This window comes from Vannielia sp. (assembly GCF_029212645.1).
In the GTDB taxonomy this organism is placed as follows: domain Bacteria; phylum Pseudomonadota; class Alphaproteobacteria; order Rhodobacterales; family Rhodobacteraceae; genus Vannielia.
This window is the reverse complement of sequence record NZ_JARGND010000003.1, coordinates 26,340-46,735: the sequence shown is the minus strand read 5'-3', so window position 1 is coordinate 46,735 and position 20,396 is coordinate 26,340. Positions and strand designations below refer to the sequence as shown.

Sequence of the window (20,396 nt, the reverse complement as noted above, 5' to 3'; positions counted from 1 at the left end):
CCTTTCTATATTCCGTCAGTCCGGCAGGACAAAACGGCAATTGCCAATATCAACCCGGTCGGGCCGGCTAAACGCTGTCAGGGCAACCTCGCCCGCGATCACGGTGTTTTCGCGATTGTCCAGAACGGCTTGCGGCGCATCGATCTTACCCTCCTGAAAACACCCAATGGGCTTCTTGGGGCCACCAAACTCTGCCGTTTCCTGCATGTCATGGCGGGTTTCATCGCTGGCGCTCGACCATGTTTTCCCCCAGTAATACCCGGTGACGCGCACCGTTTCGCCGATAAGGTCAAACACCGCGCTGTGCAGGGCATCAATGGCAACCGGCGTCTCGCCAATGTGCCACGGATCGCCCCCTTGTGGCATCTCGCCGCCAATCTCCAGCACCTCACAGTCGTCAAGCAGCACACGGTTTGGCGCGTCGGGCAAGGTGGATACCTGGCGCCGCACAAAGGTGCCGCGCAGGATGACCAGATCGGCGCTGGCGATCCTGTCCTCATTGGGCGGCGTCAGGTTTTTGCACTCAACCAGGGCCGGAGCTTTTGGTTCCGGCATTGCGCCGAATTTCATCCACTTGGCGTCCCAACGGCCCGGTGACATGAACAGCGCCGGATAAGCTGCGATGGTCACACTTTGATCCTGCCAATGCGTGTAACGCGCCAGCAGCTCATCCGGCGAATAGGTGGCGTCCTGCGCGTGGCCGGGCGTGGCGCACAGCCCCGCAAGGCCAAGGCAAAGGGCCGCAAGACCCTTGCTCATTTGGCGCACTCTCATTCGCCCCCGTCCACATCGCTACACGCCTCCAACGCGGCAACAAGCGTTGCAGTGTCACCCTCGGAAAGCTCATCATCGCTGGCCGTGAACAGGCGTTCGGCATCATCGCCAAGCTGTGCAACCATACATTTGGCCATCGCGGCGGGCGCACCTTCGGCGATCATCGCATCGGCAACCCCGCCGTCCTGCGCCGTTGCCTGGGTTGCAAACCCCAACAAAACCAGCCCTTGAGCACCCGTCTTCACTATAGTCCGCATGGGAATAAACCTCTTTACTATCAAAATATCCGTTTCAATTGCGCAGGCCCTTCCATGGCCGCGCATGGGACCAATGTTAGACGCGGGGCCAATCGCTGTCTTGGACTGCGCAGTTCTGCCGTTTGGACAAATCGAGATGCGCATGGGGCCTGAATTACCCGCATCTCGTTTTCGACAAGTCATCAAAGCGCAGAGTCCAAGCGGGAGCGCCAAGGGTTGGTTACTCTTGCCGAGCATGACGCCTTGTCAAACGCGCAAACCCGCGCAATCGCATTCATAATACGGAGCTATTTCAAGATGAAACGAACCCTCACAACGATCCTTTTCTGCGCCCTTGCGGTTCCGGCATTTGCCGATGACGCAGATACATATCCGCATTGTTCCTACACCCCGGCAGATGCCATCGGACCCATGTTTGAAACCAATACCGCCGCAGACTGCGAAGCGGCCTGCAAGGAGAACGCAGGCGAAGGCTGCACCGCCTGGAGCTACCTGACCCCGTCGGCCATGTTCCCCGACAAGCCCGGCAAGTGCCGGATGATCATATCAGTCTTCAGCGAAGAAGAATCTGACAGATCCCGCTGCGGCAAGATCTAGGGCGCAGGGCGCGGTATCGGTGGAGGCCGGGGGCACATGTATGATTGAGAAAGTGAATACTCTGTTCCTGTCCCTGTTTCTGGCAGGCTTGTTGTCCTGTTCTGCGGCCACCGCCGCGCCACGCCCCGATTGCACGGATTTTGGCAGTAATGACCGGCTCGACTCCCACAGCAGGCGATGGTGTCAGGCGCTTGCGTTCAAAGAGAGTTATCTTGAGAGCGGATTCGTTGAAAACCTGCCGATAAGCCAAGGCAACGCGCGCGGCGTTACCTCATGGCTGACCACCAGCTCGTCCTCTTTTGGAGCGTTCAACATCAGCGGGACCGTTGCAATTGAGGAACTGACAAAACGGTATCGCCTGAAACTGGCCCATACCTCGAACTACATGCGTTACGGCAAAGTGGTGCAGGTCAGCGGCACGGCCCGTTCGGGCGACGGCCCCCTGGAGATCTACAGCGTTGTGGATGTTGATCTGTGGAAACGTGCCGCCGTGCTGGTCGACAATCCGGTACGGGGTCAGGAACCGCCCGAAGAGGGGTTGATCCTGAAGGGTTATCTCAGAACCGAGGTCACGCCGGGCACGGATCAGGAATTCAAGGCGACCCTTGCTACGCTTGGCGCCGATTTCTACCTGCTGCTTGTTGCACCGGACGGCACCGCGCGCGACATCGAACTTACGTTAGATTAAGGCGTTTCGCGTTTACACTTCGGCATCAAGTGTTGCCTAACACGTTGAAATCTATGATTTCAGCCAATGTCAGGTGAGAGAGGTTTGACGCGAAACGTTATCGCCGCGCGTCAGGTGCAAAAAATCAATCAACCCAACTGTCCAGCGACAGGCCAAGCGCGCGCGTGCGCTGAATGAGGCGGGCGATATCGCCCAACATAGCCGCATGTGACGTGTTTGGCATCGGCTCCGGGATAACGGCGGGGTCAACGCCCTCGGGTGTCAGCGGATCAGCGCCCACAACCGCCTGTGCCAGCGTTTCGAGAAGCGACAGGAATCGTACCTCTGCCGCAGCGTCCAGTGGCGTGCCATCCAGAAAGGAAACCCGTTCAAGCAGCGCCGCCTCTGCCGCATCTCGGCTTTGGGCAAAGGCGATGATCGCCTGCCAATGCTCCATCGGGATGCGCACCTGCGACGGATAGCTCCAGGGCGAGGCATAGCCCTCATCCGGCACGTCTTCCAATGCGTCGGGGCCGGAAAAAACCTGCCACATGCGGCTCATGGGTTTTGCATTCTCACGCGGCCCATCGTCGGCCAATCAATCCGCAGGACAGGCCACAGGGTGGACCAGAAACACCTTATCATCCGGCTCGGCCGACATGTAATACGGGGCGTCTTCCTCGCAATCCGTCAATGTCATTCCGCCGGATAACAACTCAACCAACAGCGATCCTTTTGTGCCGGAATTGCGGATCGTCAGGGCGCCGCTGTCGCAATCGCCGCCGCATGTGACCTTGCCCTGCGCGCCCTGCTGACACAGCCCCCCGGCCCCGCCTTTGCGTTCGCGGGTGGTGAAATCAATCGAGAACGAATAGCTGCCCTTGCCCGCCTCGTCATGGTCCATCTCATAATAATCGAGATAAAAATCGACCGCGGTGACTTTTTGCTGTGGATGTTTGGCCAGATGCGCGTCGGAATAGGTCCGGTGCCAGCACGCAGCGGTATCAGGGCGCGGCGCAAGAATTTCATCAAGGGTTTGGGCAAAGACCGGGCTGGTTGCCGCCAGTGCAACCGCGCAAAATGTAAAAATCCGCATTGCTTACTCTCCCCTGTGATCAAGATAGGGTTTAAATGGCTGAAGCGTACAGCTGCGCACCGATGTTGGCTGCAACTTGAACACCTTATCGTCTGGTTCGGCCTCTATCAAAAACGGGGCCGCCCCTTCGCGCCCTTCACAGCGGGCATTGATATGCAAACGCCCCGCCCCGCTGATGTCCAGCAGTATCGCGTTATCGCTGCTCGCTTGGCGCAGGTTAAACGCACCGCCCCCGCAGGCCACCCTGCAAACCGCCGATCCAGCCGGACCATTCGTGCAAGACCCAGTCACAGTGCCAGCCCTTTCGCGGGTGGCAATGTCGATGGTGAAATCATAGCGCCCTTGGAACGGCTGTACCAAAAAGCGCAGCTCAGTCACCTTTTGGCGGGGATGGAGCGCGAGGTGATCATTGCTGTAGCTACGCTCCCAGCACGCCCCATCCGTCGGCGGTGGCGGCACCATATCCTCCAGAATGCCAGCGGCGGCAGCCCCGGTGACGAGCAGCAACACGGTGCCAAAACCTAACGCCCGCGCCGCGAGGCCGCCGCCCAATCGCATCTTAAACACCTAGCCGGTCGGCCTCATCCGGCGCTTGTTTGCGCAGCAGGTCAAAGAAGGCATATTGCGTCAGGATATTCAGCGATTGGATCTTTTTAAAGAAATCCTGATCGCCACCAACATAGGCTTTCCAAACCCCCTGGTAATTAGCATAAACCGCTTTGGCTTCTGGCTCGTATGCGCCAAGGCGCACGATACGTTCGACTGTCTCGCGATCCGCCTCACTCATCGCGGCGATCTCCTTGCCCAAGGCGACGAGTTTCGTCACCCCGGCCTCCTTGATCGCATCAATCTCTGCGCCCAGTTCGGCAGTTACTTCGGGCGACCCGGCAAGTGCCGCATTGGTTTGGGCCATCGTGTCCACATAAACCTGATATACCTGCTTGCCAGTTTCCTCAGGATCAGCGGCCATGGCCGTCGTCGCCCCAAACATCACGGCACTGGCCGCAATCAAGGACAAAAAAAGGCGTCGTGTCAGAAAGTTTTGCATTGGAGTCTCTTTCAATCGAAATGAATAATCCGCACATGCTACCCGAGCCCCGCCCAAAGTGTCTTGGACTCTGCACTCCCTTCGATTGGACAATGCAGCACGCGAGCCTCAGGCTTTCCGGGCATACCCAAAGCCCTTTCCCGCAGTAAGACAGCCTGTTCCGGGCGCGACCAAAGACTTCGATCATCAAGCCGAAGACCTGCCTCAAACCAAAAACAATCGCGTTTTTTTCCAGCGATTGGTTTCCTTCCCGAAATGGTCATATTTCCGCCCGCTTCACATGTGATCAGAGGGAACCAAAGAGAAAATCCCCTTTTTCTTTGCGCAATCAACAGGGTGGCAAAAATCATGAACACGCAGGTCACATACAGTTTCGTCATCCCGTTCATGAACGAGGAAGACGTGCTCGAAGCGCTTCTTGTGCGCATGACGGCCCTCATGGGCGCGCTGGACGGGGCTTGCGAAGTGGTCTTCGTGGATGACGGCAGTAGCGATCAGGGCGCGGCAATCATCGCCTCTGCGGCCCGGCGCGACCCCCGCATGAAACTCATCCGCCTGTCGCGCAACTTTGGCCACCAGATCGCGGTGACTGCGGGGTTGAACACGGTGCGCGGCGAGGCGGTCATCATTATGGATGCCGATCTTCAGGACCCGCCCGAAGTGGTCCACGAGCTTGTTGCACAATGGAAAGGCGGCTACGAGATCGTCCATGCCCAACGGCGCGCCCGCGAAGGGGAAACGCGGTTCAAGAAGATGTCCGCCAACCTCTATTATCGGCTGCTGTCGCGGCTGTCCTCTGTTGAAATTCCCCGCAACGTCGGAGATTTCCGGCTGGTGGACGCCAAGGTGGTAGAGGCGATCCGCTCAATGCCCGAGCGCGACCGTTACTTGCGCGGCATGTTCGCATGGGTCGGCTTTCGCCAGTCCATCGTGCAGTTTGACCGGCCCCAGCGGTTTGCCGGCGAAACCAAGTATCCCCTCAAGAAAATGATGCGTCTCGCAATGGATGGCGTGGTCGGGTTTTCAGATGCGCCCCTTCGGCTCGCCCTATGGCTCGGCGCGCTGGTGTCCCTTGGCGCGATGACCTATGGCATCTACATCTTCGTCATCGCGCTTTTCACCGGTGGTCTGGTGGATGGCTGGGCCTCTACAATCGTGGTGTTGTCCTTCCTTTCGGGGATGAACCTGCTCATAAGTGGCGTCATCGGCCTCTATGTCGGGCGCATCCACAACGAGAGCAAAGAGCGCCCGCTCTATTTCATCTCCGAGAGCATTGGCATCGCCGAAGCGGTGCAGATGCCCCAACCAAAACTGGTGTCCCATGGCTGAAACGATGCAACCCGAATTTGACGCATACCGAGACACTTACGTTGACACGGTTGAGCAATCCATCAGCTTTTCCGGGTTGTCGCATGGGTTCTTTCAGCACTCCAAGGCGCTGATGATCCGTGACCTTCTGGCGCTGCGGCTCCCAAACCGCCCCTCCCCCCGCCTTCTGGATGTGGGTTGCGGGATTGGCGCGCTTCACCCGCTTCTGAGCGGGCAGTTCTCGGCAATCCACGGCGTTGATGTGTCGGGCGAGAGCATTGAGCGCGCGAAACAGGAGAACCCCGGCAACCTGTACGATGCCTATGACGGTGAGCGGTTGCCCTTCGCGGACAACAGTTTTGACATGTCCCTGTCGATCTGCGTGATGCACCACGTTCCGGTGGACCAATGGGAAGGGTTCATGGCCGAGCTTACCCGCGTGGTATCGCCCGGCGGCATGGTTTGCCTGATCGAGCATAACCCGGTGAACCCCGGCACCCGGCTTTCGGTGGCGCGCTGTCCGTTTGACGAAGATGCCGTGCTGCTGGGCACGCGCAAGATGCGCGGGTTCATGCGCCGCGCCGGGTTGGCCGAGGTGGCAACGCGAAACTTTGTGTTCTTCCCGTCCAACCGGCCGGGGTTTCGGGCGCTGGAACGGCGGCTGCACTGGTTGCCGCTCGGCGCACAATACGCGGCCATCGGCCGGGTCCAATGATCAAAGGGCGTGTCATCGGCCAAATGCTGCGGTTCGCGGGGATCGGGGCGGTAAACTCCGCTCTCTATGTCCTGCTCGCCACGGTGTTCAACGGGGTCTTCGGCATGGCCGCGCTTGCGGCCTCGGTGCTGGCTTACGTCATCGCCGCTACCGTCGCCTATTTCGGCCACAAGTTCCTGACCTTCGGACAACCTGCGCACGCCGCAGATGAGATGACCCGCTTCATCGTCGCTACCGGGATCGGCCTGTCGCTGGCGGCCCTTATCCCGATCGTGCTGGCCTCTTTCGCCCCGATGGTCTCCTTTGTGACCGTGCTGGTGCTGGTGCCGGTTTGCTCCTTCCTGATGATGAAGTTCTTCGTTTTCCGCACATGATCCGAGACCTGTCCGCCCCCGCCATCATCATGGCCACTGCCGTTTGCCTGCTATGGGGAACGCTTTTGAGCCACGATATCAGCTGGTATCTGATCTCAACGGGCTGGTGGCTCGACGGTGTCGAGATTTACGCCGATATCCTTGAGCTGAACCCGCCGCTGGCCTTCTATCTCACTGCGATTCCGGTATGGGCCTCACAGGTAACCGAGCTTGCGCCAATGGCCGCCTACAAGGGCTTCGTGCTGGTGCTCGCGGCAGGGTCGCTGATCCTCTCACAAAGGCTCTTGGTGCGTGACGCGCAGCTTTTGCCTGCGCAGCGGCGCCTGGTGCTTGCGGTGGCGGCAGTTGGGCTTTTGCTCTTGCCGATCCGGGATTTCGGGCAGCGCGACCACCTGTTCGCAATCCTGTTTCTGCCGTTTCTGGTGATGAACCTGCTCTCCAGATCCGCGCCCGGACCTCTGCGCGCCGGGGTGGCTGTCTGGGCCACGTTCGGGGTCGCGCTCAAGCACTATTTCCTGCTCCTGCCGCTTGCAATCGCCGTCTACCAGGTGATTGCGGCGCGTAGCCTGCGGCCTGTGCTCAGGGTGGAATACCTCGTCATGGCCACGATGCTGGTGCTCTATGTCCTGGCCTCGGCGATCCTGCATCCGGCTTACTTCGACAGTGTCGTGCCACTTACGATGCAGGTTTACGGAGCGTTTGACGTGTCGATGCTTGCCACAGTCTGGCGCGGATGGTTTGTGATCGTTTTGCTGCTCGTCGCCTTGGCGCTTCTGGTGATGAACCGGGCGCGGCCAGCGTCAAATGCGGTGGTGGTGCTCACCGCTGCGGCAGCCGTTGCTGCGTATCTGATCCAGTCAAAGGGTTGGACCTATCACCTTATTCCCGCCAAGCTGTTCGTCATGGTGGCGGTAACCTGGACCGCGATGACCCTGTCCCAGACCCGCAAGCATTGGTGGCCAACCGGCGTTGCGGCCGTGGCTGTCATCCTGCTTCTGGTGCCGGAAATGCGCTACGGGTCATATAAAAGCCCCTTCGCCAAAGCGGTTGAACCCTATTTCACCTGCGCACCGGGCGAGCGGAGCTTTCAGATTTTCAGCTCAACCGTCTCCTCGGGCTTCCCGCTGGCAAATCACGCCAAGGCCATCCCGGCCAACCGCGCGCCCACGCTCTGGCTCTTTCCCGGAGCAAGCTACCGGCTGAGCCTCACCGAAGATCCAGCAGAGCAGGCGATCTATCGCGCCACCCTTGAAGACGCGCGCGCACGGGTGCTCAAGGATTTCTTCCGGGTCGCTCCGCAACTGGTGATCGTCGACGAAAGCCCCAAAAAGAAGTATTTCAACGGTGCGCCCTTCGATTACCTCGCCTATTTCAGCGAAGATGAAAGCTTCGCGCGCGCCTGGCGCAGCTACACCCTTCAAGGCCACGTTGGCCCCTTCGCGATCTATGCCCGCCCGGGATGTGATCTGCCGTCCGGGTGAACCGCGCACCAGCCATCAGGCCCAGGCCGCGCCCAGATCGTCGCGGGCCCGATCTATCCAGTGATCCTTCAACCACGGGGTCGGCTTGCAGGCGCGCAGCCATGAGCCAGAGTAGCCCTCAACCGCCTCGTGCATCTTTGGATGCCCATGAAAGCACACCACCTTGGCTGCGTCCGGCAGGCGCGCCGGGCGCAGCCAGTTCATCGGTGGCAGGCCAAGGCAATCATGCTTGAAACTCACCACCTCATCGCCCGGCAAATAGGCAAACTGGCCCCGCTCCTGCGCCAGCGTCGAGGTATAGCGCTGCTCTGATCCCCGCGCCTTTTCCACCTCTGCGGTGGGCGCCCCGGCAAGAACCTCATAAAGCCAGCCATGCTCGGCGGGATCATAGCGAAACACCGAGCCATGCCCGGTTTTGCGCCCGCGCCGCGCCTCTACCCAATCGGCCCGCATCGCCACCTTGCCGGGGGCAAAATGCAGCAGCCCGTCCAGCGGCCCGGTCACCACCACATCCAGATCAAAGCCCAGCAAGGGGCCGTCGAGATCGCGGATCAAACCGGGTTTGAACAGCGAAACCTTGCGCATCGCCCCCTGCCGGTTGGCCACGGCGAGGGCCGCGTTCATCTCCTCGTGGAACGGCTCCACCGGCAAGTCGAGCACCTCCACATCGGGGTGCAGCCCCTCACGCTCCTCGGTCATGCAGAAAAACCGCACATCCTCAGAAAGATGCCGCCGTGCACCGCTGTAAAGGCGGTTCACATATTCAGGGCCAAACAGCGTGCCCCATTTGATGCAGATGACGTTCGCTACCATGGCCCCTCCTACCCCGCAGCGCCGCCCGCGCCAAGGGGGCAGGCCCCACCATGCCACCCCCGCTGCGCCATTGCTTCCCAATAAAAAAGGCCCCGCACCAAAGCGAGGCCTTTCCAAATCCGCAAGATGGGTTTCATCCCACCAATCGCTTAGCCCACCAGTTCAAGACCGGAGAAGAAATAGGCGATCTCCTCAGCGGCGGTGTCAGGCGCATCCGAGCCATGAACAGAGTTTTCCCCGACCGACTCGGCAAACTCGGCGCGAATGGTGCCGGGGGCCGCATCGGCAGGGTTGGTGGCGCCCATCACTTCGCGGTTCTTCAGGATGGCGTCTTCGCCTTCCAGCACCTGCACAACAACCGGCTCAGAGGCCATAAACTCGCACAGCTCACCGTAAAACGGGCGCTCGGCGTGCACTTCGTAAAACTTGCCAGCCTGCTCCATGGTCAGCTTGATGCGCTTTTGCGCAACGATGCGCAGACCGGCATCCTCGAACTTGGCGTTGATCTTGCCGGTCAGGTTGCGGCGGGTGGCGTCGGGTTTGATGATCGAAAGGGTGCGTTGCGTGGCCATGTGGCGTCTCCTCTAATGGGGGACAGGCACTGCCGCCGCCCCGCTATGAAATCGCGGCTGCGGTAACATGGGCCGCATCCGTTGGAAAGCCGTTTCGCAGCCCTAGCTCTGCTCCCATGAACAAAGCCCCCCTCCTGATCTTCGGCGGCACTGGCGCGATCGGCACCGCCATGGCCCACCTCGCCGCGCGCGTAAAAAACGCGCCGCCGGTGCATGTCGTCACCCGCAGCGGCCACGGCACTGAGGGAACCACCACTCACGCCATCGGTGAGCACACCCCTGAAGCGCTCGACGCCCTCGCCGCCGACCTGCCCGAAATTTCCGGCCTTCTGATCACCCTTGGCACCCTGCACGGCCCCAATCACCGCCCGGAAAAAACCTTCAAGCACCTCTCCCCCGAGGCCATGGCCGAGGTCTACGCCACCAACACCGTGCTCCCGGCGCTGATCCTGTCGCGCTTCCTGCCTAACCTGCCGCGCGATGCGCCCGCCTTTGCCGCCGCGCTCTCGGCCCGCGTTGGCTCGACCTCCGATAACAATCTTGGCGGCTGGGTCAGCTACCGCGCCTCCAAGGCCGCCCTCAATCAGGTGATCCGCACCTTCGCGATCGAGTTGAAGCGCACCCACCCCAAGGCCCGGCTGATCGGCCTGCACCCCGGCACCGTCGCCTCGCCGCTTTCCGAACCGTTCCAGAGCAATGTGCCCAAAGGCAAGCTCTTCTCACCCGAGAAATCCGCCGCCCACCTCTGGGAGGTGATCCAATCCACCAGCGCCGCGCAGTCTGGCCGCTGCTTCGCGTGGGACGGGCAGGAAATCGCGCCCTAGGCGCGAAATCCGCCAATAACGGCGGGTGTTCCCACCATGGTCTCCTCCGCCATTGTCACCAGCCTTGGCCAATGGGGCTTTGGCGCCAATGACATTGGCCTCTTTGTCACCGTCAACGCCCCCGAGTCATTTCAGCACGGAATCCCAGCACTCAATTCCAGCACTGGCCCCCGCCCCGGCACTCTGCTAGGCGGTCGCCATGCTCAGAATTGACTCCATAAGCTACAGCGTCGAAGGCCGCCCTCTTCTTGAGGCGGCCTCCGCCATGGTTCCCACCGGTCACAAAGTTGGCCTCGTGGGCCGCAATGGCACCGGCAAAACCACCCTTTTCCGCCTGATCCGTGGCGAGCTTACGCTGGAGGGCGGTGAAATCTCGCTGCCGACCCGTGCGCGCATTGGCGGCGTGGCGCAGGAAGCCCCCGCCACCGACCAATCCCTGATTGAAACCGTGCTCGCCGCCGATACCGAGCGCGCCGATCTTCTGGCCGAGGCCGAAACCGCGACCGACCCGCACCGCATCGCAGATGTGCAAACCCGGCTGGCCGATATTGATGCCTGGTCTGCCGAGGCCCGCGCCGCCTCTATCCTCGCCGGGCTTGGCTTTTCTCACGCCGATCAGCAACGCCCCTGCGCCGATTTTTCCGGCGGCTGGCGGATGCGCGTGGCGCTGGCCGCGGTGCTGTTCTCGGCCCCCGATCTGCTGCTGCTCGATGAGCCAACCAACTACCTCGACCTTGAAGGCGCGCTCTGGCTTGAGGCCTACCTTGCCAAATATCCCCACACCGTCATCGTGATCTCGCATGACCGGGGCCTGCTGAACCGCGCCGTCGGCGCAATCCTGCACCTGGAGGATCGCAAGCTCACGCTCTACCAGGGCAATTATGACCGCTTCACCGAAACCCGCGCCGCACGCCTCGCGGTGGCCGAGGCCGAGCGCACCAAGCAAGATGCCCGCCGCGCCCACCTGCAAAGCTTTGTTGACCGGTTCCGCGCCAAGGCGTCCAAGGCGGTGCAGGCCCAATCCCGCCTCAAGATGATCGCCAAGCTAAAGCCAATCTCCTCCCCGCAAGAGGCCGCCCTGCGCGCCTTCACCTTCCCCGAACCTGAAGAGCTTTCGCCCCCCATCATCAACATGGAAGGCGCGTCGGTTGGCTATGATGGCACGCCCGTGTTGCAGCGCCTCTCCCTGCGGATTGATCAGGATGATCGCATCGCGCTGCTGGGCCGCAACGGTCAGGGTAAATCTACCCTTTCCAAGCTCTTGGCAGGCAAACTTGAAGCGCTTTCGGGCCGTATGATCAAGGCCCGCAAGCTGCGCATCGGCTACTTCGCCCAGCACCAGCTTGATGAGCTTCGCGCCGATGAAACCCCGCTCGACCACCTGCGCCGCCTGCGCCCCGATGAGCTGCCCGGCCGCGCCCGCAACCGCCTCGCCGGCTTCGGCATTCAGGCCGCTCAGGCCGAAACCATCGTGGGACGCCTCTCGGGGGGCCAAAAGGCCCGCCTGTCGCTGCTGGTCGCCACGCTGGATGCACCCCATATGCTCATCCTCGATGAGCCGACCAACCACCTTGATATGGAAAGCCGCGAAGCCCTTGTGGAGGCGCTCACCGCCTATACCGGCGCCGTGGTGCTGGTCAGCCATGACATGCACCTGCTCTCCCATGTGGCCGACCGTCTCTGGCTGGTCGATGGCGGCACCGTGCAGCCCTTCGAACAGGATCTTGAGGCCTATCGCCGCCTCCTGCTCACCTCCCCCGAAAAGGCCGAAAAGCCCAAGGAAAAGCCCGCCAAGCGCGTCAGCCAGTCTGATATTCAAGCCCTGCGCTCAGAGCTGAAAAAGGCCGAGGCCCGCGTCGCCAAACTGGAAGAGATGCGCGATAAACTGGCCAAAAAGCTCGCCGATACAGCGCTTTACGAGGACAGCCGCAAAGGCGAACTCGCCACCTGGAACGCCAAATACGCCGAAGTGATGGAAGCTCTGGAGCGTGCAGAGACGATCTGGGAAAGCGTTGGCGAAAAGCTCGAAGCCACCCAAACCACCGCCTGACCCCGCGCCACGCATCCCGCCCAAACCGGGCGGTGATGCCCATTGCCGCCGCCCCCCAAAGCCCATAGGCATAAGCGCACCCACCCGGAGGGTTCCATGCGCCTCACTTGCCTTATCCCCCTGCTCTTTCCCGCACTCGCCATGGCTGAGCCAGTGCAAATCCCCGGCCCCGAAGGCCCGCTGGAGGCCGAGCAGATCACCGTTGACGGGGCTGAGCACGCCGTCGTCATCATCCCCGGATCTGGCCCCACCAACCGCGATGGAAACGCGGTGCAAATGGGCCTCTCGTCAGATAGTTACAAGCTGCTGGCCGAGGGCTTGGCAGATAACGGCATCCCCTCCCTGCGGATCGACAAACGCGGCTTCTTTGGCAGCGCCAAGGCCATCGCTGACCCCAATAGCGTCACAATCACCGCCTACGCCGAGGATGCCCGCGCATGGGTCACCCATGCCGCCACCCTCGCGCCCTGCGTCTGGATCGCGGGCCATTCCGAGGGCGGCCTTGTCGCCCTCCTCGCCGCGCAAACCCCGCCAAACAACCTCTGCGGCCTGATCCTGCTGGCAACCTCGGGGCGGCCAACCGGGCAGCTTATGATCGAGCAGTTCGAGGCCAATCCAATGAACGCCCCCCTTATGCCCGAAATCAAAAGCCTCGTCAGCGAACTTGAGGCCGGGCGCACCCGCGATCCCGCCACCATCTCGCCCGCCCTGCAACCGCTCTTCTCTCTCGGCCTCCAGCGCTACATGATCAACCTGTTCTCACACGATCCCGCCACCCTCGCCAAAGGCTGGCAAGGCCCCGCGCTCATCGTGCAGGGTGACGCCGACATCCAGGTGCGCCCCCATGACGCTGACCTGCTCGAAGCCGCCATGCCCCAAGCGCAGCGCGTCACCCTCACAGGCGGCACCCATATGCTGAAAGCCGATATCGCCGGAAACCCGTTTGCGACCTACGCCAACCCGGACCTGCCCCTGCACAAGGCCCTCCTGCCCGCCGTCACCGCCTTCATCTTGGCCACGCCAACGTCCGATTAACCCGCCGCCCGCAAGGCCCCGGTCACGCCAAGCGCGGCCTGCGCCGCCTCCCGCCCCTTCTCAACAAAGTGGGCGCGGTAAATTCCTATGTGGTGGTCGGTTTCCTGAAAATGATGCGGCGTCAGCGAGACCGAAAGCACCGGCACATCTGCCTCCAACCCGGCCTGCATCAACCCGTTCACAACCGCCTGCGCCACAAAATCATGCCGGTAAATGCCGCCATCCACCACCAAAGCCGCCGCCGCAACGGCCCCGTACTTCCCCGTCTTGGCCAGCCGGCGCGCAAACAGCGGCATCTCAAAGGCCCCCGGCACATTAAACACATCTACCTGATCGGGTGGGATAATCTGCGTGAAACCAACCAATGCCTGGTCAACGATTTCCGAATGCCAATTCGCCTTGATGAAGGCGTAGCGGGTGGGTGTCATGGTCATCTCCCTTGTCGTGACACTTCACCCAAGGCGATCACGCGCCAGCCCGCTTCCCCAAAGCGAAGCAGCAGCACATTCTCTTCCATCCGGACTATGACCGTCGGCTCAGGAATCACACCTGATCTGCTTGGCCCTTCCTCCCGGAAGGCGCTCGCGGGCTTACAGGTTCACCTGCTTACCGCCGGTGGGGAATTTCGCCCCGCCCTGAGAATGCGCCAATCATCGCCGCAAATTCCGGCGGGTGCAAGCCGTTGCAGGCACGCCTCCCCGCATCCCCGCTGAAATACCCCTCCCCTTGCGCACCGGGCCAATCTCCCCCGCGCGCCCCGGCCCTGCCCCACGCGCCGCTTCCCCCTTGCCCCATCTCACCGCTTGGCCTACCCATCAGCTATGGATACCGCCTTCCTCATCTCCGCTTTCGTCACCCTCTTCGTGGTGATCGATCCGCTCGGGCTTTTGCCGATCTTCGCGGCCATCACCCATGATGACAGCGCCGCCCAACGCCGCGCCATCGCGCTGCGCTCCATCATCATTGCCGCATCGGTGCTAACCCTCTTTGCCGTGGCGGGTGAGCGCGTTCTCAACTTTGTCGGCATCTCCATGGCCGCCTTCCGCATCGCCGGCGGGATGCTCTTGTTTCTCACCGCGCTCGAAATGCTGTTTGAGCGGCGCACCAAGCGCCGCGAGGATCAAACCGACGAAGAGCGCCCCGATCCGTCGATCTTCCCGCTCGCCACACCCCTCATCGCAGGCCCCGGCTCCATCGCCTCGATCATCCTGCTCACCGGGCAAACCACAAGCTGGGCCGAAACCGGGCTGCTGATCCTGGTGATGGCCTTCGTTTTGCTGCTGGTGCTGACACTGTTCCTCTCGGCGGGGCTGCTCAGCCGCCTGCTGGGCACCACCGGGATCAATGTCACCTCCCGCCTGCTCGGGATGCTGCTGGCCGCCCTTTCGGTGCAGTTCGTCCTCGACGGCCTCGCCCAATCCGGCCTGATCTAGAAAACCCCCGAAACGGCCCCTACATACTGCCCATGACCTCAGTCAGCTTCGGCTCCCTCGCTTACCTCGTCCTGCTCGGCGTCTTCGTCGGAAGCTATTTCTTTGTGTCCGGCCGCACCAATTGGAGCCAAACCCTGCGCCACGCCGCGCTTTGGGTTTTCATCTTCCTCGGGGCGATCATCGCCGTTGGGCTCTGGCAAGACGTGAAGCGCACCCTCGTCCCCTCACAGGCGGTCTTTGCCGAGGAGGGCCGCGTGGTGATCCCGATCGCGCCCGATGGCCACTATTACCTCACCCTTGGGCTGAACGGCACGCCAACCCGCTTTGTCGTCGATACCGGCGCCACCGATATCGTCCTCAGCCAGGACGATGCCCGCGCCGCCGGGATTGATCCGGAAAGCCTCACCTACTTTGGCCGCGCCAACACCGCCAACGGCATGGTGCGCACCTCCATGGTGCGGCTGGATGAGGTTACGCTGGGCGGCATCACCGACAGGGGCGTCACCGCGCTGGTCAACGAGGGCGAGATGAACGGCTCTCTCCTCGGGATGCGCTACCTCACCCGCTTTGCCGAGGTCAGCTTTTCTCAGGGGCAAATGGTGCTGCAACGCTAAGCCCGCGTTTTAGCCCATCCTTGCCCGCTCGCGCAGCAGCATCCCATAAAGATCACGCGGATCATCCGGGTCGGCGATCATGTCCAACTCGTCATACCGATCCGAGGTTTCCAGCGCATCGCGCAGCCAGCGCAGCGCCGAGAAATCCTCAATCGCAAAGCCCACCCCATCAAACAGCGTGATCGCCTGTTCGTTGGCCCGCCCCTCGATCTCCCCGGTCAAAACCTGCCAAAGCTCCTTCACCGGGTGGTCAGCCTCAAGCTGTTGAATTTCCCCCTCAATCCGCGTCTGCGGCGGGTATTCCACATAGATATCCGAGCGCAGCAGGATATCGCGGTGGATCTCGGTCTTGCCGGGGCAATCCCCGCCGATCCCGTTGATATGCAGGCCCGCGCCAACCATGTTGTCACTCAGGATGGTGGCATATTGCTTGTCGGCGGTGCAGGTCGTCACCACATCCGCGCCCTCCAGCGCCTGTTGCGGCGTGGCGCATTCCACCACCTCCAGCCCGCTGCCCTCAAGGTTGCGCGCGCATTTCCGGGTGGCGGCGCGGTCGGCATCATAAAGCCGCACCGATGTGATCGCGCAAATTCGCTTCAGCGCCAGCGCCTGAAATTCCGACTGCGCCCCATTGCCGATCAGCGCCAAACAGCTTGATCCCTTGCGCGCCAGATACTTCGTCGCCACCGCCGAGGTTGCCGCCGTGCGCAGCGCCGTCAGCAATGTCATCTCCGAAAGCAGCACCGGATAGCCGGTCTCAACCGAGGCCAGCAGGCCAAAGGCCGTCACGGTCTGCAAGCCCTCTTTCATGTTCTTCGGATGGCCGTTTACATATTTGAAGCCATAATCAATGCCGTCCGAAGTTGGCATCAGCTCAATCACCCCATCCTGCGAATGCGAGGCGACGCGCGGGGTTTTGTCAAACAGCGGCCAGCGGCGAAAATCATCCTCGATATACCCGGCAATCCCCTCCATTGCCGTTTCAATCCCAATGTCCAGAACCAGCCGCATCATGTTTTCAACGCTGACAAAGGGAACCATATTCAGGTTATCTTTCATGGGTTTACACCGCTCTCTTCATCCAACTCACTGCGCACATCACCCAAGCCCTCTCACTGGAAACTGCCGGTCAGCCGGTCCAGCACACGGCGGCCAAACAGGCTTGCCGTCAGGTCCACCAGCAGCTTGGCGGTGCGCCCGCGCTCATCCAGAAACGGGTTCAACTCCACCAGATCAAGCGAGCGCGCCAGTCCGCTCTCTTCCACCATCTCCATGATCAGATGCGCCTCGCGAAAGGTTGCGCCGCCGGGCACCGTGGTGCCCACGCCGGGCGCAATCGTCGGGTCAATGAAATCCACATCAAGGCTGATGTGCAGCCAGCCCTCCGCCGCCTTCACCCGCGCCAGAAACGCGCGCAACGGCGCGGCAATGCCAAACTCATCCAAGGCGCGCATATCAAGCAGCTGGATGCCCGCCGCCATGATCGCGCCCGCCTCGGCAGGATCAACCGAGCGCAGCCCGATCATGCAAATATTCTCCGGATCAACCGGGTGTTCCACCGGCGGGAAATGCGCCTCAAACCCCGGCTGCCCGGTAAAATAAGCCACCGGCGTGCCGTGCAGATTGCCGCTTTCGGTGGTGTCCAGCCGGTGAAAATCCGGGTGCGCATCAAGCCACAGCACAAACAGCGGCTTGCCCTGCTCCGCCGCCGCGCGGGCGATCCCCGTCACCGTGCCCGCCGCCAGCGCATGATCGCCGCCCATGGTGATCGGCGTGCCGTCGCGCGCCGCGCCATAGGCCGCCTCGGCCAGCGCCCCCGTCCAGGCCGCCACCTCATCAAGGTGATGGATCGCCGGGTTGGGGTGCCTTTCCAGCGGAACCACCCGCGGGCGCACATCGCCCCGGTCGTCAACCGTGTGGCCAAGGCTGGCCAGCTCTTGCGGCAACCCGGCGGTGCGCAGCGCCTCGGGGCCCATCTGGCAGCCCGGCTGGCTGGCCCCCTCCTGAACCGGTGCGCCAAGGAGGATAAAATGCGTCATATCTGGTGTCCTATTCCGTGCGTTGCCCCCATTCTCCCCTCGCTCACGGCAGAGAACAGTGGCATCCTTGGCCAAATTGGCCGACAAACAGCCCAAAACGGGAGTGAAACTTACCAATATGGACAATCGTGACAAAGACCTGATCGCGCTGCTGCGCCAAAACGCCCGCGAGTCGCTCTCCAATCTGGCCGCAGCGCTTGGAGTGTCGCGCGCCACCGTGCGCACCCGGCTCGAAAGGTTGCAGGAAACCGGGGTGATCGCGGGCTTCACCCTCCGGCTGCGCGACGATGAGTTCGATCACCCGGTGCGCGGCATCACCCTGATCAAGATCGCCGGGCACCGCACCCAGCGCATCGTCGCCCAATTGCAAAAGATCACCGCGATCCAGATGATCCATTCGACCAACGGCAAATGGGATCTCATCGCTGAAATGGCCGCCGAAAGCCTGCCCGCTTTCGATGCCGCCCTGACCGAGATGCGCGGGATCGACGGGATCTCCGAATCCGAAACCAACCTGCTGCTCGCCACCCAGCGCCATCGCGCCGCGCGGTAGCCCGCCTCACCCGCCGCTCTCGGCCTTCTTCTCCCAGCGCCCGCTTTCCTCTGACCAGTATTCCGCCGTCACGCCCGCACTGGTGAGCGCCTTCCACTGGCCGCGCGCGTGCTGCACCGCCTCCTGGTCATGTGCGTCAAACAAAATGCACACGCGTTCCAGCGCGTTCACCTCCTCGGCCCGCACCGCCGCCCCGTCTACCGCCATCAGGCAGGCGGCACCGTTGGGGGCGGCGTCCTCGGTTGTCAGCAGCACCGGCTGCAAGGCATCATGCGGCCCGCCCGCGCGGCCATGGGGCAAAAAGCTGTCGTCCGCGCCCCATAGCTTATCGTCCAGCCAGTCAAGCCGCTGGCTGTTGGGGCCACGCACCACCACCTTCCACCCGGCTTTCATCGAGCGGTCCAGAAGCTGCGGAAGCGTTGCCTCCAGCGGCCTCTGGGTCAGGTGGTAGAACATCGCCTTTCCCACGTGAATTACGCCTCGTAACTATCTGCAATCATGCGGTTAATCGCCATAACGCCCCAGCCAGATGCCCCCTTCGGGGCCAGTGCGGGCGCTTCGGCGGGCTTGGCCACCCCGGCAATATCAAGGTGCATCCACGGCACCCCATCCTGCACAAACCGCTGGAGGAATTCCGCCGCCGTCACCGCGCCACCCCAACGGGCGCCTACGTTCTTCACATCCGCGATCGAGCTTTTCAACTGCTTGGCATAGGCCTTGCCCAGCGGCATCCGCCACGCGCCCTCGCCCTCGGCCTTTGCCGCCTTCAGGAAGGCATTGGCAAAGGTGTCATCGTTCGAGAAGACCCCGGCGTTTTCGTGCCCCAGCGCCACAATGATCGCCCCCGTCAGCGTGGCCAGATCAACCATGCCGCAGGGCTTGAACCGCTCCTGCGCGTACCACATCACATCGGCCAGAACGAGGCGGCCCTCGGCGTCGGTGTTGATCACCTCCACTGTGTCACCCTTCATCGAAGTCACCACATCGCCGGGCCGCTGTGCGCGCCCGTCGGGCATGTTTTCAACCAGCCCGACAAGGCCCACCACATTGGCCTTCGCCTTGCGCGCCTTCAACGTTGCCATCACCCCCGAAACAACGCCCGCGCCGCCCATGTCCATCGTCATGTCTTCCATGCCCGCCGCGGGCTTGATCGAGATGCCGCCGGTGTCAAAGACCACGCCCTTGCCCACCAGCGCCAACGGGGCTTCATCGCCGCCGCCATTCCACTGCATGACCACCACCTTGGTCGGCGTTTCCGAGCCAATGCCAACGCCCAGCAAGCAGCCCATGCCCAGCTCTTCCAGCTCTGGCTCTTCCAGCACTTCCACCGTCAGCCCATCGCCCTCCAGGGCTTTCAGGCGGTCGGCAAAGCTGATGGTTGTCAAATGGTTGGCAGGCGCATTCACCAGATCTCGGGTGAAGATCACGCCCTCGGCCACGGCCTTCAACGCGTCGCCGTTTACCTCTTCGGGCTTTGAGACCATCAGGGTGATCTCGGCCGGGTCTTTCGCCTCTTTCGAGGTCATCTCAACGTAGTCATAGGCCCCCAGCACCGCGCCAAGCAGCACCTCTTCCGCCTTGAGGCAGGCCCCCGCGAGCACCAGCACCGGCCCCGCACCCGCCGCCTTGCCAATCGCCGCACCCGCCAACCGCGCGTCCTCCACGGAGGGGCGGCGGGCCAGCCGGATCACCTGCACCGCCTCTGCCGCCATGCCCGCCGGGAACGCCAGATCCTTTGCCGCGCCTTCCTCCAGCTTGGCAAAGGCCTCGCTTTCAATAAACCGCTTGAGCGCGCCCTTGGTCTGCCGGTTCACCCGGCGGGCGGCAATATCAAGCTGGCCGCCCTCTGGCACCAGCACCACCACCCGGCCTTCTGCCTCGGCAATGGTCTCGATATCGGTCTCGGTGATGGTGAAACGGGGCAAATCGGTCATGGTGCGCTCCTTGGCGGTGTGTCTGTTGGCGGCAAGCTAGTGCGAAACGGGGCAAAAGGAAAAGGGCTGACGGCAACAAAGCCGCGCCCCGCCCTCTCCTCGCCCCTCCCCTCGCCCCACGCCAAGCCCGGCGCACGCTGGCTCAGCCCCTCTGCCACCCCCGGACACCGCATTTTCGGCCCACGCCCGGCCCCGCCCGCATTAACGGTTTT

25 protein-coding genes and 1 riboswitch are annotated in these 20,396 nt (G+C 62.2%); of the genes, 12 read left to right on the top strand and 13 right to left on the bottom strand.

What is annotated here, in order from left to right; all coding sequences use genetic code 11:
* Positions 1-15: 15 nt before the first annotated feature.
* Both P1U55_RS01635 and P1U55_RS01630 read right to left on the bottom strand, forming a co-directional pair.
* A complete protein-coding gene (locus tag P1U55_RS01635) occupies positions 16-759 on the bottom strand; it encodes a hypothetical protein (RefSeq protein ID WP_301045728.1) in 744 nt (247 codons plus the stop codon).
* A gap of 11 nt (positions 760-770) precedes the next feature.
* Complete coding sequence (locus tag P1U55_RS01630; RefSeq protein WP_301045727.1) at positions 771-1,031, bottom strand: hypothetical protein; 261 nt, start codon at positions 1,029-1,031, stop codon at positions 771-773.
* A 297-nt stretch (positions 1,032-1,328) separates the two neighbouring features.
* On the opposite strand from P1U55_RS01630, the gene P1U55_RS01625 reads away from it, so the two are divergent.
* Together P1U55_RS01625 and P1U55_RS01620 are read left to right on the top strand one after the other, a co-directional pair.
* On the top strand, positions 1,329-1,628 hold the full coding sequence (locus P1U55_RS01625) for a hypothetical protein (RefSeq protein ID WP_301045726.1): 300 nt from the start codon (positions 1,329-1,331) through the stop codon (positions 1,626-1,628).
* A 40-nt stretch (positions 1,629-1,668) separates the two neighbouring features.
* Entirely contained in the window at positions 1,669-2,316 is a 648-nt protein-coding gene (locus P1U55_RS01620; RefSeq protein WP_301045725.1) for a hypothetical protein, read from the top strand.
* 124 nt (positions 2,317-2,440) lie between these two features.
* Here P1U55_RS01620 and P1U55_RS01615 read toward each other — a convergent pair whose 3' ends face one another.
* The 4 genes from P1U55_RS01615 to P1U55_RS01600 are packed head-to-tail and all read right to left on the bottom strand — an operon-like array spanning position 2,441 to position 4,439.
* Positions 2,441-2,857 (bottom strand): hypothetical protein, encoded by a 417-nt coding sequence (locus P1U55_RS01615; protein WP_301045724.1) that lies wholly within the window; start codon positions 2,855-2,857, stop codon positions 2,441-2,443.
* Between the two features lie 36 nt (positions 2,858-2,893).
* The gene (locus P1U55_RS01610; protein ID WP_301045723.1) at positions 2,894-3,391 is read right to left on the bottom strand and encodes a hypothetical protein; all 498 of its coding nucleotides are present in this window, start codon (positions 3,389-3,391) and stop codon (positions 2,894-2,896) included.
* Positions 3,392-3,394: 3 nt separating this feature from the next.
* Positions 3,395-3,949, bottom strand: coding sequence for a hypothetical protein (locus P1U55_RS01605; RefSeq protein WP_301045722.1), 555 nt, complete (start codon positions 3,947-3,949; stop codon positions 3,395-3,397).
* A 1-nt stretch (position 3,950) separates the two neighbouring features.
* Positions 3,951-4,439, bottom strand: a complete 489-nt coding sequence (locus P1U55_RS01600) for a hypothetical protein (RefSeq protein ID WP_301045721.1) — start codon at positions 4,437-4,439, stop codon at positions 3,951-3,953.
* A 348-nt stretch (positions 4,440-4,787) separates the two neighbouring features.
* Between P1U55_RS01600 and P1U55_RS01595 the strand changes: the two genes are divergently transcribed.
* Genes P1U55_RS01595 through P1U55_RS01580 form a run of 4 tightly spaced genes read left to right on the top strand, consistent with a single transcriptional unit; the run spans position 4,788 to position 8,317 of the window.
* Positions 4,788-5,768, top strand: coding sequence for a glycosyltransferase family 2 protein (locus tag P1U55_RS01595; RefSeq protein WP_301045720.1), 981 nt, complete (start codon positions 4,788-4,790; stop codon positions 5,766-5,768).
* The gene (locus tag P1U55_RS01590; protein ID WP_301045719.1) at positions 5,761-6,462 is read left to right on the top strand and encodes a methyltransferase domain-containing protein; all 702 of its coding nucleotides are present in this window, start codon (positions 5,761-5,763) and stop codon (positions 6,460-6,462) included. Before P1U55_RS01595 ends, P1U55_RS01590 begins: the two co-directional genes overlap by 8 nt.
* Positions 6,459-6,836 carry a GtrA family protein gene (locus tag P1U55_RS01585; RefSeq protein ID WP_301045718.1) on the top strand — a complete coding sequence of 126 codons (378 nt, stop codon included), beginning with the start codon at positions 6,459-6,461 and terminating at the stop codon, positions 6,834-6,836. Before P1U55_RS01590 ends, P1U55_RS01585 begins: the two co-directional genes overlap by 4 nt.
* Entirely contained in the window at positions 6,833-8,317 is a 1,485-nt protein-coding gene (locus P1U55_RS01580; protein WP_301045717.1) for a hypothetical protein, read from the top strand. Before P1U55_RS01585 ends, P1U55_RS01580 begins: the two co-directional genes overlap by 4 nt.
* A 15-nt stretch (positions 8,318-8,332) precedes the next feature.
* Here P1U55_RS01580 and P1U55_RS01575 read toward each other — a convergent pair whose 3' ends face one another.
* Together P1U55_RS01575 and ndk are read right to left on the bottom strand one after the other, a co-directional pair.
* Complete coding sequence (locus P1U55_RS01575; protein ID WP_301045716.1) at positions 8,333-9,130, bottom strand: glycosyl transferase; 798 nt, start codon at positions 9,128-9,130, stop codon at positions 8,333-8,335.
* Between the two features lie 149 nt (positions 9,131-9,279).
* Positions 9,280-9,702 carry a nucleoside-diphosphate kinase gene (gene ndk / locus P1U55_RS01570; RefSeq protein ID WP_301045715.1) on the bottom strand — a complete coding sequence of 141 codons (423 nt, stop codon included), beginning with the start codon at positions 9,700-9,702 and terminating at the stop codon, positions 9,280-9,282.
* Positions 9,703-9,818: 116 nt separating this feature from the next.
* On the opposite strand from ndk, the gene P1U55_RS01565 reads away from it, so the two are divergent.
* The 3 genes from P1U55_RS01565 (at position 9,819) to P1U55_RS01555 (ending at position 13,611) form a co-directional block, all read left to right on the top strand.
* Positions 9,819-10,526, top strand: coding sequence for an SDR family NAD(P)-dependent oxidoreductase (locus P1U55_RS01565; protein ID WP_301045714.1), 708 nt, complete (start codon positions 9,819-9,821; stop codon positions 10,524-10,526).
* Positions 10,527-10,725: 199 nt separating this feature from the next.
* Positions 10,726-12,576, top strand: a complete 1,851-nt coding sequence (locus P1U55_RS01560) for an ABC-F family ATP-binding cassette domain-containing protein (RefSeq protein ID WP_301045713.1) — start codon at positions 10,726-10,728, stop codon at positions 12,574-12,576.
* Positions 12,577-12,672: 96 nt separating this feature from the next.
* Positions 12,673-13,611, top strand: coding sequence for an alpha/beta fold hydrolase (locus P1U55_RS01555; RefSeq protein WP_301045712.1), 939 nt, complete (start codon positions 12,673-12,675; stop codon positions 13,609-13,611).
* Here P1U55_RS01555 and P1U55_RS01550 read toward each other — a convergent pair.
* The gene (locus P1U55_RS01550) at positions 13,608-14,039 is read right to left on the bottom strand and encodes a 6,7-dimethyl-8-ribityllumazine synthase (protein WP_301045711.1); all 432 of its coding nucleotides are present in this window, start codon (positions 14,037-14,039) and stop codon (positions 13,608-13,610) included. The genes P1U55_RS01555 and P1U55_RS01550 overlap by 4 nt on opposite strands.
* A 73-nt stretch (positions 14,040-14,112) precedes the next feature.
* Positions 14,113-14,258, bottom strand: a riboswitch (FMN riboswitch).
* Positions 14,259-14,432: 174 nt separating this feature from the next.
* Here P1U55_RS01550 and P1U55_RS01545 point away from each other — a divergent pair.
* Both P1U55_RS01545 and P1U55_RS01540 read left to right on the top strand, forming a co-directional pair.
* Positions 14,433-15,044: a MarC family protein gene (locus tag P1U55_RS01545; RefSeq protein WP_301045710.1), complete on the top strand. Its 612-nt coding sequence runs from the start codon at positions 14,433-14,435 to the stop codon at positions 15,042-15,044.
* 32 nt (positions 15,045-15,076) lie between these two features.
* Positions 15,077-15,658: a TIGR02281 family clan AA aspartic protease gene (locus tag P1U55_RS01540; RefSeq protein ID WP_301045709.1), complete on the top strand. Its 582-nt coding sequence runs from the start codon at positions 15,077-15,079 to the stop codon at positions 15,656-15,658.
* 9 nt (positions 15,659-15,667) lie between these two features.
* On the opposite strand, the gene P1U55_RS01535 is transcribed toward P1U55_RS01540, so the two are convergent.
* Entirely contained in the window at positions 15,668-16,717 is a 1,050-nt protein-coding gene (locus P1U55_RS01535) for an ornithine cyclodeaminase (RefSeq protein WP_301045708.1), read from the bottom strand.
* 53 nt (positions 16,718-16,770) lie between these two features.
* Positions 16,771-17,697 carry an arginase gene (gene rocF / locus P1U55_RS01530; protein WP_301045707.1) on the bottom strand — a complete coding sequence of 309 codons (927 nt, stop codon included), beginning with the start codon at positions 17,695-17,697 and terminating at the stop codon, positions 16,771-16,773.
* 103 nt (positions 17,698-17,800) lie between these two features.
* Here rocF and P1U55_RS01525 point away from each other — a divergent pair, with 103 nt between their 5' ends.
* On the top strand, positions 17,801-18,250 hold the full coding sequence (locus tag P1U55_RS01525) for an Lrp/AsnC family transcriptional regulator (RefSeq protein ID WP_366942999.1): 450 nt from the start codon (positions 17,801-17,803) through the stop codon (positions 18,248-18,250).
* 6 nt (positions 18,251-18,256) lie between these two features.
* On the opposite strand, the gene P1U55_RS01520 is transcribed toward P1U55_RS01525, so the two are convergent.
* Both P1U55_RS01520 and P1U55_RS01515 read right to left on the bottom strand, forming a co-directional pair.
* On the bottom strand, positions 18,257-18,718 hold the full coding sequence (locus tag P1U55_RS01520; protein ID WP_301045706.1) for a DNA polymerase III subunit chi: 462 nt from the start codon (positions 18,716-18,718) through the stop codon (positions 18,257-18,259).
* A 5-nt stretch (positions 18,719-18,723) separates the two neighbouring features.
* Entirely contained in the window at positions 18,724-20,184 is a 1,461-nt protein-coding gene (locus tag P1U55_RS01515) for a leucyl aminopeptidase (protein WP_301045705.1), read from the bottom strand.
* Between the last annotated feature and the right edge of the window lie 212 nt (positions 20,185-20,396).

Coding starts and splice junctions, on each gene's coding strand:
- P1U55_RS01550 (WP_301045711.1), bottom strand. CDS start 14,039: ATGACACCCACCCGCTACGCCTTCATCAAGGCGAATTGGCATTCGGAA.
- P1U55_RS01605 (WP_301045722.1), bottom strand. CDS start 3,949: ATGCGATTGGGCGGCGGCCTCGCGGCGCGGGCGTTAGGTTTTGGCACC.
- rocF (WP_301045707.1), bottom strand. CDS start 17,697: ATGACGCATTTTATCCTCCTTGGCGCACCGGTTCAGGAGGGGGCCAGC.
- P1U55_RS01590 (WP_301045719.1), top strand. CDS start 5,761: ATGGCTGAAACGATGCAACCCGAATTTGACGCATACCGAGACACTTAC.
- P1U55_RS01620 (WP_301045725.1), top strand. CDS start 1,669: ATGATTGAGAAAGTGAATACTCTGTTCCTGTCCCTGTTTCTGGCAGGC.
- P1U55_RS01515 (WP_301045705.1), bottom strand. CDS start 20,184: ATGACCGATTTGCCCCGTTTCACCATCACCGAGACCGATATCGAGACC.
- P1U55_RS01610 (WP_301045723.1), bottom strand. CDS start 3,391: ATGCGGATTTTTACATTTTGCGCGGTTGCACTGGCGGCAACCAGCCCG.
- ndk (WP_301045715.1), bottom strand. CDS start 9,702: ATGGCCACGCAACGCACCCTTTCGATCATCAAACCCGACGCCACCCGC.
- P1U55_RS01535 (WP_301045708.1), bottom strand. CDS start 16,717: ATGAAAGATAACCTGAATATGGTTCCCTTTGTCAGCGTTGAAAACATG.
- P1U55_RS01540 (WP_301045709.1), top strand. CDS start 15,077: ATGACCTCAGTCAGCTTCGGCTCCCTCGCTTACCTCGTCCTGCTCGGC.
- P1U55_RS01565 (WP_301045714.1), top strand. CDS start 9,819: ATGAACAAAGCCCCCCTCCTGATCTTCGGCGGCACTGGCGCGATCGGC.
- P1U55_RS01595 (WP_301045720.1), top strand. CDS start 4,788: ATGAACACGCAGGTCACATACAGTTTCGTCATCCCGTTCATGAACGAG.
- P1U55_RS01555 (WP_301045712.1), top strand. CDS start 12,673: ATGCGCCTCACTTGCCTTATCCCCCTGCTCTTTCCCGCACTCGCCATG.
- P1U55_RS01630 (WP_301045727.1), bottom strand. CDS start 1,031: ATGCGGACTATAGTGAAGACGGGTGCTCAAGGGCTGGTTTTGTTGGGG.
- P1U55_RS01585 (WP_301045718.1), top strand. CDS start 6,459: ATGATCAAAGGGCGTGTCATCGGCCAAATGCTGCGGTTCGCGGGGATC.
- P1U55_RS01600 (WP_301045721.1), bottom strand. CDS start 4,439: ATGCAAAACTTTCTGACACGACGCCTTTTTTTGTCCTTGATTGCGGCC.
- P1U55_RS01575 (WP_301045716.1), bottom strand. CDS start 9,130: ATGGTAGCGAACGTCATCTGCATCAAATGGGGCACGCTGTTTGGCCCT.
- P1U55_RS01580 (WP_301045717.1), top strand. CDS start 6,833: ATGATCCGAGACCTGTCCGCCCCCGCCATCATCATGGCCACTGCCGTT.
- P1U55_RS01545 (WP_301045710.1), top strand. CDS start 14,433: ATGGATACCGCCTTCCTCATCTCCGCTTTCGTCACCCTCTTCGTGGTG.
- P1U55_RS01560 (WP_301045713.1), top strand. CDS start 10,726: ATGCTCAGAATTGACTCCATAAGCTACAGCGTCGAAGGCCGCCCTCTT.
- P1U55_RS01635 (WP_301045728.1), bottom strand. CDS start 759: ATGAGCAAGGGTCTTGCGGCCCTTTGCCTTGGCCTTGCGGGGCTGTGC.
- P1U55_RS01625 (WP_301045726.1), top strand. CDS start 1,329: ATGAAACGAACCCTCACAACGATCCTTTTCTGCGCCCTTGCGGTTCCG.
- P1U55_RS01615 (WP_301045724.1), bottom strand. CDS start 2,857: ATGAGCCGCATGTGGCAGGTTTTTTCCGGCCCCGACGCATTGGAAGAC.